The organism is Streptomonospora arabica, assembly GCF_039531585.1.
In the GTDB taxonomy this organism is placed as follows: domain Bacteria; phylum Actinomycetota; class Actinomycetes; order Streptosporangiales; family Streptosporangiaceae; genus Streptomonospora; species Streptomonospora halophila.
This window is the reverse complement of the sequence record NZ_BAAAQI010000005.1, coordinates 251,644-264,956: the sequence shown is the minus strand read 5'-3', so window position 1 is coordinate 264,956 and position 13,313 is coordinate 251,644. Positions and strand designations below refer to the sequence as shown.

9 protein-coding genes are annotated in these 13,313 nt (G+C 71.7%); 4 read left to right on the top strand and 5 right to left on the bottom strand.

The window, feature by feature from the left end; all coding sequences use genetic code 11:
• Positions 1 to 71 precede the first annotated feature (71 nt).
• The gene (locus ABD284_RS11355; RefSeq protein WP_344142746.1) at positions 72 to 1,034 is read left to right on the top strand and encodes an anti-sigma factor RsbA family regulatory protein; all 963 of its coding nucleotides are present in this window, start codon (positions 72 to 74) and stop codon (positions 1,032 to 1,034) included.
• 22 nt (positions 1,035 to 1,056) lie between these two features.
• Here the strand turns inward: ABD284_RS11355 and ABD284_RS11350 are convergent, their stop codons facing one another.
• On the bottom strand, positions 1,057 to 1,407 hold the full coding sequence (locus ABD284_RS11350; RefSeq protein ID WP_344142745.1) for an STAS domain-containing protein: 351 nt from the start codon (positions 1,405 to 1,407) through the stop codon (positions 1,057 to 1,059).
• Between the two features lie 329 nt (positions 1,408 to 1,736).
• Positions 1,737 to 2,489: an ANTAR domain-containing protein gene (locus tag ABD284_RS11345; protein WP_344142743.1), complete on the bottom strand. Its 753-nt coding sequence runs from the start codon at positions 2,487 to 2,489 to the stop codon at positions 1,737 to 1,739.
• A 180-nt stretch (positions 2,490 to 2,669) separates the two neighbouring features.
• Between ABD284_RS11345 and ABD284_RS11340 the strand changes: the two genes are divergently transcribed.
• The 3 genes from ABD284_RS11340 (at position 2,670) to ABD284_RS11330 (ending at position 6,998) form a co-directional block, all read left to right on the top strand.
• Positions 2,670 to 3,833: a PAS domain-containing protein gene (locus ABD284_RS11340; RefSeq protein ID WP_344142742.1), complete on the top strand. Its 1,164-nt coding sequence runs from the start codon at positions 2,670 to 2,672 to the stop codon at positions 3,831 to 3,833.
• Positions 3,834 to 4,018: 185 nt separating this feature from the next.
• Positions 4,019 to 5,035, top strand: coding sequence for an aldo/keto reductase (locus ABD284_RS11335; protein ID WP_344142741.1), 1,017 nt, complete (start codon positions 4,019 to 4,021; stop codon positions 5,033 to 5,035).
• 355 nt (positions 5,036 to 5,390) lie between these two features.
• The gene (locus ABD284_RS11330; RefSeq protein WP_344142740.1) at positions 5,391 to 6,998 is read left to right on the top strand and encodes a CocE/NonD family hydrolase; all 1,608 of its coding nucleotides are present in this window, start codon (positions 5,391 to 5,393) and stop codon (positions 6,996 to 6,998) included.
• A gap of 175 nt (positions 6,999 to 7,173) precedes the next feature.
• Here ABD284_RS11330 and ABD284_RS11325 read toward each other — a convergent pair whose 3' ends face one another.
• The 3 genes from ABD284_RS11325 to ABD284_RS11315 form a co-directional block, all read right to left on the bottom strand.
• Positions 7,174 to 7,917 (bottom strand): hypothetical protein, encoded by a 744-nt coding sequence (locus ABD284_RS11325; RefSeq protein WP_344142739.1) that lies wholly within the window; start codon positions 7,915 to 7,917, stop codon positions 7,174 to 7,176.
• A 363-nt stretch (positions 7,918 to 8,280) separates the two neighbouring features.
• The gene (locus ABD284_RS11320) at positions 8,281 to 8,919 is read right to left on the bottom strand and encodes a response regulator (protein ID WP_344142738.1); all 639 of its coding nucleotides are present in this window, start codon (positions 8,917 to 8,919) and stop codon (positions 8,281 to 8,283) included.
• Between the two features lie 17 nt (positions 8,920 to 8,936).
• Positions 8,937 to 13,253, bottom strand: coding sequence for a HAMP domain-containing protein (locus tag ABD284_RS11315; RefSeq protein ID WP_344142737.1), 4,317 nt, complete (start codon positions 13,251 to 13,253; stop codon positions 8,937 to 8,939).
• Positions 13,254 to 13,313: the final 60 nt, after the last annotated feature.

Sequence of the window (13,313 nt, the reverse complement as noted above, 5' to 3'; positions counted from 1 at the left end):
CTGTGCGGCCGGCGCCCGTGCGGACCGGACGGGGCGGCGGCTGCGGCTGGGAGGGCTGCCGGGGTGAGACCATGACGTCGCGCGCTGAGACGGCCGGGACCCATGCGGACCGGACCGGGGACTTTCAGCACCGGGGTGTGTTCTTCTCCTCCGCGGAGGACCTGCGCGGCCGTGTCCTGCCGCGGCTGCGCGCCGCGCTGGACAGCGGCGACCGCGCGGTGCTGGGCGTCGCGAAGCCCACCCGCGCAGCGCTCCTGGCGGGACTGCCGCCCGCCGGCGCCGCCGCGGTGGAGTGCGTCGAGCGCGACGAGCTCTACACCGCGCCCGGCCGCACCCTGGCGACCCTGTACGGGCGCGCCCGCACCGAGCATCCCCGCCCGGTGCTCGTTGTGGGCGAGCCTCCCCTTCCGGTGGACGACCCGATGCGGCTGCGTGAGTGGCACCGGCTGGACTCGGTACTGACACGCGCACTGGCCGGCACCCGACTGCGGCTGCTGTGCCTGCACGACAGCCGCGCCCTGCCCGCCCGCGTGCAGCACGACGTGCGGCGCACCCACCCGGTGCTGGTGGCCCGGGGCGACGAGCACGGCAGCCCCGACTACGTCGAGCCGGCCGACTTCAGTGCTCCCGACCTCGCCCGCCTGCTGCTGGCGCCCGCCGGCGAGCGGCGCAGCCTGGAGATCGACCCCGATCTCGCGTCGCTGCGCACGGCGGTCACCGAGCTCGCCGAGAAGGCCGAGGTACCGCCCGAGCGGCTGGGCGACCTGGTCCTGGCGGTCAACGAGCTGGCCGCCAACGCCGTCGAGCACGGACGCGGCGGCGGGACCGTCACCCTGTGGCGCAGGCCCGGCTGGATCGTGTGCGACGTCGCCGACCGGGGGCCCGGCCTGCGCGACCCCCTGTCGGGCTACGCCCCGGCCGACCCGCTCGGCCCGCGCGGCTACGGCCTGTGGATAACCCGGCAGGTCTGCGACTTCATGGAGATCACCGCCGACGCCGACGGCACGCTGGTCAGACTGCACTTCCGCGCCTGACCCGGCGGGGGCCGCGCCTGCCTCAGGCGAGGACGGTCTCCACCGCGTGGCCGGTGTCCTCCTCGATACGCAGGACCTGGTCGATCCCGGCGATCACGAACAGGCGCAGCACGCTGCGCTGCGGGGCCGCGACCGCCAGGCCGACGCCCTGATCGCGGGCCTGGCGGTAAGCGGAGACGAGGACGCCGATGCAGCGGGAGTCGCAGAAGCCCACGCGCGAGAGGTCGATCACGATCCCGCGCCACGGGGGTTCGGCCGCCAGCAGTTCGTCGAGCACGTCGGCGAGGCCGGGCGAGGTCACGGCGTCGAGCTCGCCCTCAGGGGCGACCACCACGACGTCGCCCTCCGGCCGGACCGGGATGTCCGTCACCACAGTCGCGTTCCTCGATTCCCGCTGGAGGCGCTGCGCGCCGCGGACCGTCTCTCCCCGCACACCGCCGTCGGACCGGCGGCGCCGTGCACCGCCTTCGCGGCCGTCCCCCTGCAACGGGCAGGAGGCGGGCCGCGATTCCCGGACCCGCTCCGGCGAGCCGGTGTTCGGCGTGCGCTCAACATTAACCGCATGACAGCGGTCGATACAGATCGCGTCGCACAGCGTCATAACACTGATACTCGTCGGTACCCGCACGTCTGCACGCCCGCGGCCGGTCCGTGACTCGCGGCGGGCGGCCGCTCGGCCGCCCCGTCCGGCGCGCACCGCGGCTAGCGCCCGCTGTTCTCGGCGTGCTCGGCCACCAGGCTGCGCGCGACGTCGGCGACCTTCATCCGGTTGCGCTGGGCGACCCGCCGCAGCTCGGCGAACGCCTCGTCGGCGTCGCAGCCGCGCGCGTGCATGACGATGCCCTTGGCCTGGTCGATGACCGCGCGCACCGACATCGCGCGGCGCATGTGGGCGGCCTCCCGCGCCACGTCGGTGTAGCGGCCGGCGCTGTGCAGCGCGACCGCCGCGTGTTCGGCGAGCAGCGCCATCAGCGGAGTGACCGCGTCGCCGTCGAACGCGTCCGCCCGGCCGGCGTGCACGCCGAAGGTCACCACCTCGCCCTCCAGCTTGCACGGGAAGGTCACCGAGGACCGGTCGCCGCACTGCACGGCCATGCTGGTGTAGGAGGGCCAGCGCTCCTCGCGCAGTACGTCGCCCACGGTCACCGGGCGCATCTCGCGCACGGCCTCGACCGTGGGCCCCTCGTCGGTGGTGTACTGGTACTCGAAGGCGGTGGCCAGGTCGGAGTGGGAGGCACCGTAGTCGACGACGACGTGCCTGCCCGCGACCCGCTCCGACTCGTCGGAGCGGTCGTCGCCCGGCGCGATGTCGTGCCAGATGACGACGATCGCCGCGGAGCATCCGGGGACCTCGCGTGCGGCCGCCGCGCTCATCCTGTCCAGCGCGCGCTCCGGTGTGGCGGTCTCCGCCTGGCCCAGCGCACCGATCTCGCGCGCGAGGCGGTCGACCCACATGGGCACCGTCCCCCTTTCCGGTCCGATGCCCCGCCGCGGCCGGGTGGCCGGGAAGGGCGTGTCGGGCGGACCGTGACTCCACGGTAACCGTGATCTCACCGGGACCGTTCCATGCGCTAGCGTCATGCTGGGGGCCGGGCCCGCCCGGCGGCCCGCCCGTCCCACGTCAGGAGTCCCAGCGTGCCGGAGAACCTCGCCGAGCTGCAGCGCGAGATCGCCGAGCTGAGCGATCGCGTGGCGGCGCTGCGCAACACGCACACGATGTACCCCGACGACTCCGCCGACACCGCCGAGGCTGCCCTGGCCGAGCTCGGCTTCGCCGAGCAGCTGCTCCAGGACTGCGGCCGGCGCCTTGCCGCGGCCGAGTCGGCGGCGCCGCGCCGGTCCAACGGCGACGACGAGCGGTCGGTGCTGCGCGCCGTGTTCAGCCAGCTCAGCGTGCCCGTGGTGCTGCTCGACCACGAGGGCTACATCCGGCGGATCAACGCGATCGGCGCCGACCGCCTGGGCAGCTCCCCCGGCTACCTCTCCGGCAAGCCGTTCGCCCACTTCGTGGACCTGCGCCGCCGGGCCGCGATGCGCTCGCGGCTGGCGGCGGTGCTGCGCAGCGGGGAGTCGGCGTCCTTCGAGTCGCGGCTGGCCCAGCGCGGGTGGGCCGAGGACGTGCACATGACGCTCACCCGGCTGGACGTGCCCACCGAGGCGGCCCCGCTGGTGCTGGTGGCGCTGTCGCCGCCGCTGGAGAGCGGGGAGGACGAGGGACCCGCACCGCTGGAGCCCGAGGTGGAGGACCAGGTCGTCGTGCTGGCCGCCCGCCGGCTCGACGTGCTGACCCGGATGACGCGCCTGCTGCTGGCCAGCGCGGGGCCCGGCGGCGCGGGCCGCCCGCTGGCGCTGGACGACGCGGCCGCGCTGCTCGCGGACTCCTACGCCGACTGGGTGGTGGTCGACGTGTGCGACCTGCCCGACAGCGCCGAGCAGGCGCGCCGCGCGGTCGTCGCCGGCCCGTCGGGCGAGGACGAGCAGCGGCGGATGGTGGAGTCGCTGGACCCGTTGCGCTCGGAGATCCCGCGCGAGGTGCTGAAGAACGGCGAGTCGCTGCTCAACCAGCTCATCGACGACGAGACGGCGCTGGGCGAGGCCGCGGGCGGCGCACCGGTGCTCAGCGCCCTGGGCGCGGGTTCGCTGATGTGCGTGCCGCTCAAGGGCAGCCGCGGCGTGCGGGGCGCCCTCACCCTGATCCGCCGCAGCAACCGCGGCAGCTTCCGCCTGGCCGACCTGGGCCTGATCGAGGAGATCGGCGAGCACATCGGCCTGGCGCTGCCGCCCCGCACCGCAGGGTGAGGCCCCGGCGGCCGGAGGCGGGAGACGAGACGGAAGGCGCGCTGCTGCCCCCGATGTGGTCACCCGGTCCTCCCCACCGTCGCCCTCGGTCCGCGAGTACCGCCTGCTCCTGGCGTAGGTTGGCGGTCGGCGGTCCGCGCACCCGCCGACCGCCGTGCTGAAGACGTCACGAAAGGCCGCCGGGCATGGACTACGCAGCATTGGGCCGCACCGGCGTCAGGGTCAGCCCGCTCACCCTGGGGGCCATGAACTTCGGTTCCTGGGCGAACAGCGACCACGACGACGGCGTGCGGATCATCCACCGGGCGCTCGACGCCGGAACCAACGTCATCGACACCGCCGACGTGTACTCGGCGGGCGAGTCGGAGGAGGTCGTCGGCAAGGCCCTCTCCGGGCGCCGCGACGACGTCGTCCTCGCCACGAAAGCCCACGGCTCCATGGGCGAGGACCCCAACATGCGGGGCAACTCGCGGCGCTGGCTCGTCCGCGAGGTGGAGAACAGCCTGCGCAGGCTGGACACCGATCACATCGACCTGTACCAGATCCACCGGCCCGACCCCGAGTGCGACCTCGACGAGACGCTGGGGGCGCTCACCGACCTCGTGCGCGCGGGCAAGATCCGCTACGCGGGGTGCTCGACGTTCCCGGCGCACCGGATCGTGGAGTCGCACTGGGTGGCGGAGCGCCGCGGCCGGGAGCGGTTCGTCACCGAGCAGCCGCCCTACTCGATCCTCGCCCGCGGCATCGAGGCCGACGTGCTTCCGGTCGCACGCGAGTACGGCATGGGCGTACTGCCCTGGAGCCCGCTCGCGGGCGGGTGGCTCTCGGGCAAGTACCGCAAGGGCGCCGAGGTCGACAGCCCGCGGATGAACCGGATACCGGAACGCTATGACCCGGCGAAGCCGCAGAACGCGGCCAAGCTGGAGGCCGTCGAAGAGCTGGTGCGCCTGGCCGAGGACAACGGTCTGACGCTGATCGAGCTGGCCCTGGCCTTCGTGCTGGAGCACCCGGCCGTCAGCTCGGCGATCATCGGGCCGCGGACCATGGAGCAGCTCGAGTCGCAGCTGAGCGCCGCAGAGGTTCGGCTGCCGGCCGAGGTCCTGGACCGCATCGACGAGATCGTGCCGCCGGGCACCAACCTCAACCGGGCCGACGCGGGCTGGACCCCGCCGGAGCTGCGGGCCTCCGCGCGCCGGCGCTGAACGCCGCCCGCGGCAACAGACCGCGGCCGGTGCGGGCGGTGGTGATCGCCAGCAGCGGGTCGGGGCCGGTGCGCCCCGGCCCGCTGCGGCGCGCGGAGGACGCGCGGAGGACGCGACGCCCGCCGCACCGCGCGGCGCGCTCCGGCCGCGGCCGCGGTCGCCCAGGGCAGCGGCCCCTTTCGGTCCGCGCCCTTTACACGGCGGATCCGACGGTTTAATTTAACCCCCTAGTAACTTACCGCCGAGTAGTCGCGCGGCCGCGGGAGGCGCGTCCGCCGCCGCGCACGCAGACACCCGCCCCTGCGATCCCCCGCCCCTCCCGGCCCCGCGGCCGGACGTCGCGTCCGAGGTCAGCATGCACGCACCCCGCACACTGTTGGCGACCGCGCTCGCCTCGATACTCCTCGTGTCCTCCCTGTCACCTCCCGCGTCGGCCGACGACACCGCGACCGGTGCCGAGGTCGCCTACCGCACCATCCCGGGCCACGGCGGAATCGACCTGAGGGCCATGGTCATCACCCCCACCGGCTACGAGGGCCCGCGGCCGCTGCTGGTCATGCCGGCGGCCTGGTCCACCAGCAGCCTGCTCTACGTCGGAGCCGCCGAACGCCTGGCCTACGAGTCGGGCTACCAGGTGGTCAGCTACACCTCCCGCGGTTTCTGGGACTCCGGCGGCGAGGTCGAGGTCGCCGGCCCCGAAGACGTGGCCGACGCGAGCAGGGTCATCGACTGGGCACTGCGCGAGACCGACGCCGACCCCGAGCGCATCGGCATGGCGGGGATCTCCTACGGCGCCGGGATCAGCCTGCTCACGGCGGCGGCCGACGACCGCGTCCGCGCCGTCGGCGCGATGAGCGGCTGGGCCGACCTCGCCGATTCCATCTACGCCAACGAGACGATCAGCTACCAGGCCGTCGAGCTGCTGCTCACCTCGGCGCACCTGACGGGCCGGCCCGGCGACGCGCTGCTGGAGATGGAGTCGGAGTACCGCAAGGGCAACGTCCAGCCCGCGCTGGAGCTGTCGCCGGAGCGTTCGGCGGCCACCAAGCTCGGCGCCCTCAACGCCAGCGGACCCGCCATCATGATCGGCCACGCCTGGAACGACGGCATCTTCCCGCCGAGCCAGCTCACCGACTTCTACAGTGCCTACACCGGCCCCAAGCGGCTGATGCTCTCAGCAGGCGACCACGCCACCTCCGAGGCCTTCGGCGCATTCGGCCTGCCCAACGAGACCTGGAAGTCGCTGACGCGCTGGTTCGACCACCACCTGCGGGGCGTCGACAACGGCGTCGCCGGCGAGGACCCGGTTCGGGTCAAGCCCAACAGCGGCGGCGACTGGGCGTCCTATGCCGACTGGCCGTCGGTGAGCGAGCACGAGACCACGCTGCACTTGGGCGAGCCCACGCGGTCCTGGACCGACTGGCAGCGCACCGGCGGCCTCGAGGACGAGCCGCGCACCGGCTGGGACTACGAGGTGCGCGCCGGGATCGGTACCACCGCCGAGAGCGGGACGCTGCTGCTCAGCGGCGCGCTCCAGCAGTTCGCCGGCCTGCCCACCGGGGTGGCGCTGCCGCTGGTGGACCGGCGCCGCGCAGGGGTGTGGACGGGCGAGCCCTACCCCGGCGGCGCGCGGATCAGCGGCGCGCCCCGCGCCCGGCTGACCGTGACCCCCACCGCCGCCGAGCAGTCCCTCTACGTCTACCTCTACGACATCGACAGGCACGGCATCGGGTCTTTGGTCACCCACAAGCCCTACACGCTGCGCGGCGCCGAACCGGGGCAGCCGCAGAGCGTGGACGTGCGGATGGAGCCGGTGGTGTGGGAGGTGCCCGACGGGCACCGGCTGGCGCTGGTCGTCGACACCCGCGACGCCCGCTACACCGGCGCGTCCGCGGTCGGCGAACGCGTCACCTTCGGCTCGCCTGCAGGCGATCCCTCCACGCTGACGGTCCCGACCGCCTGAGGCGGCGCGCGGCCCGCGCTCGCTCCGGCCGCCGCGGGCCGCGGTGGTCCGGCGCGCGGGCCGCGGTGGTCCGGCCACCGCGGGCCGCAACCGCGAAAAGCGGGGGTGCCGACCGGATCGCCCGGTCGGCACCCCCGCTCGTGCGTCCGGCGGGCGGACGCGGCGGCGGTCGCCCTCAGGAGCGCCGCATGAAGAAGAACATCAGCCCGAAGAACGAGATGCCGACGATCACCAGCAGGCCGCCGGCCACGGCGCCGCCGATCAGCAGGCCCTGCGACGGGCCGTCGTCCGCGGCCACGGGATCCTGGGAGGCGCCGCCCGCGCCCCCGTCGTCGGCGGGGGTGTCGGTGGCGATCGGCTCACCGGTCACGTTGACCGTCGCCAGCGCGTCGGTGGCGCTGTCGGGCGAGCAGACCGTGGTCGAGGGGCCCTGGCTCTGCTCGACGTCGATGGTGATGTCGCCCGGTGACACGGTCACCTCGCCCGGAGCGGTCGGGGTGAACGTGCCGTAGAGCCCGGACTCGTCGAAGGTCTCCTCGTTGTTGCCGCCGAACCCGCCCGAGGCCTCGGTGGACGCGCTGGCGGTGGAGGTCGGGGCGGCCTCGCCGCCCAACTCGACGTCGACGGTCAGGGTTCCCGAGGTGATCTCGCCGCCGTCGGTGTAGGAGTAGTAGTTGTAGTCGCTGGGCTCCATCTGGAACTCGATCTCCTGGCCGACTTCGGCCTCGGCCGGAGCGCCGACGTAGATCTCGATGTTCATCGTCTCCGACAGGTCGTCGACCTGGTCCTCACAGGTGTAGCTGTAGGTGGCCGACGACCCCTCCAGGCTGTCCGCCCAGGCCGGCGTCGTGCCGAGCGAGCCGAAACCCAGGCAGGCGGCGGCGAGCCCGAAGGCAGTGCGGGTCATCGTACGGGACACGGCTGTCGCTCCTATGAGTCCGAGGGAAGAGGCAACTGGATTCCGCGCCGCACCACATGTAGCGACTCAATCCAGGGGGAGGACGAGCTGGTCCTGACAGTGGGGGGCGAAGTATGCGAATTGTGGCGGAGGGCCGGGGGCGAACCGCCACGGGAACACCGCGGGCGCCGCGGCACGAGTAGGCATCGTAGGCGACACGTTCGTCCCGAAAAGGGATGATTCGCCCTTTGTTACATACACGAGATCGCAGGTCCACGGGCTTCCCGGGCAGCCGCACCGCTGCTGCGCCGGCCTTCGTTCACTCTGACGCCGCCCGGACCGTCCCGGTTCCGACCGTTCGGGCAATCGGCGGGCCGGCGTCGCCTACTCCGGCCCCCGGATCGCGTCCACCAGGGTGGTGAGCTGCGCCACCGACCGGTCGAGGTCGCGCACGGCCTCGACCGTGTTCGGGTCGGTCTCGTGGTCGTCGGTGACGATCCGCTCGCGCAGCGACTCCAGGTTGGTGTTGATGTCGGCGACGCGCCGGGACAGCTGGTCGGACACCGGCAGAGCGGACTCCCCCGACGCCGTGGCCAGCTCGCGCTGGAGCATCTGCGACTGCGTGCGCAGCCGCTGCTTCATCTGGTGCAGCTCGACGAACACCTCGACCTTGGAGCGCAGCACCCACGGGTCGAACGGCTTGGTCAGATAGTCGATCGCCCGCGATGCGTATCCCCGGAAGACCCGGTGCCGGTCGATGCCGGCACCGGTGAGGAAGATGATCGGGACGTCCTTGGTCTTCTCGCGCTGCTTGATGTGCGAGGCGGTCTCGAAGCCGTCCATGCCCGGCATCACGACGTCCAGCAGGATCACCGCGAACTCTTCCTCGAGAAGCGCCTTCAGTGCCGCCTCGCCCGAGTTCGCGCGCACCAGGTTCTGGTCGAGGGAGGTGAGGATGGCCTCCAGCGCGGTGAGGTTCTCGTCGCGGTCGTCGACGAGGAGGATGTTGGCCTTCTGCGGCACGTCTACTGCTCCTGCTCCTAGTCCGTGCTGTCCGGGCTGTCGTTGCCGTCGGGGGCCTCCCGGCCCTCGCCGTCCTCGGCGCCACCGTCCAACCACGTGCGGATGACGTTCAAAAGGTGGTCGATGTTGACCGGCTTGGTCACGTAGTCCGAGGCGCCGGCCTCGAGACTGCGTTCGCGGTCGCCCTGCATCGCCTTCGCCGTCAGCGAGATGATCGGCAGCTCGGCGAACTGCGGCATCTCCCGGATGGCCCTGGTCGTGGCGTTGCCGTCGAGCTCGGGCATCATGATGTCCATCAGCACCAGCTCGACGTTCTCGTTGGCCTCCAGCTTCTCGATGCCCGAGTGGCCGTTGTCGGAGAAGTGCACCCGGAGCCCGTGCGCCTCCAGCGCGCTGGTCAGCGCGAACACGTTGCGGATGTCGTCGTCGACGATGAGCACCTCGCGCCCGGCCAGCACCGCGTCGCGGTCGGGGTCCTCCGAGGCACCCGTCTCGGCGGACCCGCCGCCCTCCTGCGCGCCCTCGACCGGCTCGGCCAGGGCGGGCACCGGCGCGGGCTCGGCCGCCTCATCGGGCTGCTCGGCCTCGTCGTCGGGCGCGGTGGGCTCGACGGTCTCCAGCGGCCCCAGTTCGGCCGGGGTGTCGGGCACCCGCACGTCGACCTCGGTCAGCGGCTCGATGTCGGAGCGGGCGCCGGTGACCTCGGGCGGGGACTCCAGCGACGCGTCCAGCCGCTGGGCCGTGCCCTCGGGCACCCGTACGGGAAGCAGCAGGGTGAACGTACTGCCCTCGCCGTGCACGCTCTGCACCCGGATCTCGCCGCCGAGCAGCCGCGCGAAGTTCTGGCTGATGGACAGCCCCAGACCGGTCCCGCCGAAGCGGCGGCTGGTGCCGCCGTCGCCCTGGTGGAACGCCTCGAAGATCACCTGGAGCTTGTCGTCGGGGATGCCGATACCGGTGTCGGCCACCGAGAACGCGATGATCTCGTCGTTCTCGCCGAACATGTCCAGGTCGGCGTCCTCCAGCGCCCAGGCCGGCTCGATGAGCAGCCGGACCTCGCCGGTGCTGGTGAACTTCACCGCGTTGGACAGCAGGTTGCGCAGGATCTGCTGGAGACGCTGCTCGTCGGTCCACAGGTAGCTCGGGATGTCCGGGGACACCTCGACACCGAAGGCCAGGCCGCGCTCGGCGGTCATCGGCCGGAACGACGCCTCGACGTAGTCGACCAGCTGGCTGATCGACACGTCCGAGGGCTGCACCTCGGCACGGCCGGCCTCGACCTTGGCCAGGTCCAGGATCTCGTCGATGAGCTGGAGCAGGTCGTTGCCCGCCTTGTGGATGGTCTGGGCGAACTCCACCTGCTTGGAGGTCAGGTTCTGCTCGCTGTTGTCGGCCAGCAGCCGCGCGAGGATGAGCAGGCTGTTCAGCGGGGTCCGCAGCTCGTGGGACATGTTCGCCAGGAACTCGGACTTGTACTTGGACGAGATCTGCAGCTGGTGGGCGCGGTCCTCCAGGGAGCGCCGCGCACGCTCGATCTGCCGGTTCTGCAGCTCGATCGCCCGGTTCTGGCTGGCGAGCTGCCCGGCCTTGCTGTGCAGCTCGGCGTTCTTGCGGCGCAGCTCCTCCTGCTGGCGCTGCAGCTCGTTGGAGCGCTCCTGCAGCGCGTTGGTGAGCTGGCGGGACTGCAGCAGCAGGTACTCGGTCTTGGAGTTGGCCAGGATGGTGTTGACCGTGGTGCCCAGCTGGGCCATGAGCTGGCGCAGGAAGTCCAGGTGGACCTCGCGGAAGCGCCCGTAGGAGCCCAGCTCGACCACGCCCAGGACCCGGTCCTCGGAGATGATCGGGAAGATCGCGATGGTCAGCGGCGCGGCCTCGCCCAGGCCGGAGCCGACCTTGACGTAGTCCGACGGCACATCGTGGATGATCATCTCGCGCTTCTGCGAGATCACCTCGCCGATCAGGCCTGTGCCCGAGCGCACCCGGCGGCGGTCCTCGTCGGGCTGGTAGCCGAAGCCGCCGAAGAGCAGGAAGACCTCCTCGTCGTCCTTCTCCTCCGGCAGGTAGCAGGCGCCGTGCTGGGCCTCGACCAGCGGCGTGACCTCGGTCATGATCAGCCGCGCGAGCTCGTTGAGGTCGCGGTGGCCCTGGATGCGGCCGGAGATGCGCGCGAGGTTGCTCTTGAGCCAGTCCTCGTCGCGCTGCGAGGCGGTGGTCTCGCGCAGGTTGCTCACCATCAGGTTGATGTTGTCCTTGAGCTTCTGCATCTCGCCGCGGGCGTCGACCTGGATGTTCTGGGTGAGATCGCCGCGGGTGACCGCGCTGGCGACCTCACCGATCGCGCGCACCTGCGTGGTCAGGTTGCCGGCCAGCTCGTTCACGCTGTCGGTCAGCTGCTTCCAGGTGCCCGACACGCCGTCGACCTTGGCCTGGCCGCCCAGCTGGCCCTCACTGCCGACCTCGTGGGCCACACGTGTGACCTCGGTGGCGAACGCGGAGAGCTGGTCGACCATGATGTTCACGGTGTCCTTCAGCTCCAGGATCTCCCCCTGGGCGTCGACCGTGATCTTCTTGCTCAGGTCGCCCTTGGCCACCGCCGAGGTGACCTGGGAGATATTGCGCACCTGTGTGGTCAGGTTCTGCGACATCGAGTTGACGTTCTCGGTGAGCGCGTTCCAGATGCCCGAGACGCCCCTGACGTCGGCGCGGCCTCCCAGCTTGCCCTCGGTACCCACCTCGCGCGCCATGCGGGTGACCTCGTCGGCGAACGCCGAGAGCTGGTCGACCATGACGTTGATGGTGTCCTTCAGCTCCAGGATCTCGCCCTTGGCGTTGACGGTGACCTTCTTGGTCAGGTCGCCGCGGGCGACCGCCTGGGTGACGATGGAGATCTGGCGCACCTGGTGGGTCAGGTTGTTGGCCATGGAGTTGACGTTGTCGGTCAGGTCCTTCCAGACCCCCGACACCCCGCGCACGTGCGCCTGGCCGCCGAGCGTCCCCTCGGTACCGACCTCGCGGGCCATGCGGGTGACCTCGTTGGCGAAGGACTCCAGTTGGTCCACCATCGTGTTGACCGTGTCCTTGAGGTCGAGCATCTCGCCCTGCGCGTCGACCGTGATCTTCTTGGACAGGTCGCCCTTGGCCACCGCCGTGGTCACCTGCGAGATGTTGCGCACCTGGTAGGTGAGGCTGTTGGCCATGGAGTTGACGTTGTCGGTCAGGTCCTTCCAGATGCCCGAGACGCCCTTGACGTTGGCGCGGCCGCCCAGCTTGCCCTCGGTACCGACCTCGCGGGCCACCCGCGTGACCTCGTCGGCGAAGGAGTCCAGCTGGTCCACCATCGTGTTGACCGTGTCCTTGAGCTGGAGCATCTCGCCCTGGACGTCGACGGTCACCTTGCGGCTCAGGTCGCCGCGCGCGACGGCCGTGGTCACCTGCGAGATGTCGCGCACCTGGTTGGTCAGGTTGTCGGCCATGGAGTTGACGTTGTCGGTCAGGTCCTTCCAGATACCCGACCCGCCCTTGACATTGGCCCGGCCGCCCAGCTTGCCCTCGGTGCCCACCTCGCGGGCCACCCGCGTGACCTCGTCGGCGAAGGAGTCCAGCTGGTCCACCATGCCGTTCACGGTGTCCTTGAGCTGCAGCATCTCGCCCTGGACGTCGACGGTCACCTTGCGGCTGAGGTCACCCTCGGCCACCGCGGTGGTCACCTCGGAGATGTTGCGCACCTGGGCGGTCAGCCGCGAGGCCATCTGGTTGACGGACTCGGTGACGTCGCGCCAGGCGCCGGAGACCCCCTCGACCTGGGCGCTGCCGCCCAGCTTGCCCTCGGTGCCCACCTCGCGGGCCACCCGCGTGACCTCGTTGGTGAACCCGTTCATCTGGTCGGCCATGCGGTTGACCGAGGTCGCCAGGCGCAGCAGGTCGCCGTGGAGCGAACCGTGGCGGCTGGTGAGGTCGACGCGCTGGGACAGGTCGCCGCCGGCGACCGCGTCGAGGATCTGGGCGACGGAGGTCACCGGCTCGCTGACCTCGTCGAGCAGCTGGTTCAGCGACCGGACGCTCTTGCCCCAGGCGCCGCGGGCCGGGCTGACGGCGATGCGCTCGTTCAGCCGGCCCTCGGTGCTGACGACGCCGCCCACGCGCTGAAGCTCGCTGCTGAGCTGTTCGCAGTGGTCCAGTACCTGGTTGAATACAGAGGCGATCTCACCGGACCGGCCCTCGCCGCGAGAGTCCAGTCGTACACTGAAATCGCCGTCTCGCATGCTGTAGAGCGCGCGGAGCAGCTCGTCGAGCTGCGCGTCGTGCTTGTCCGGCGCCCGTGTGGCCTCGGGCATGGATCCCCTCCTCAAACTGCTCACTACGGGCATCTCGGGCCCGTGGGGGACCGGGGCCGC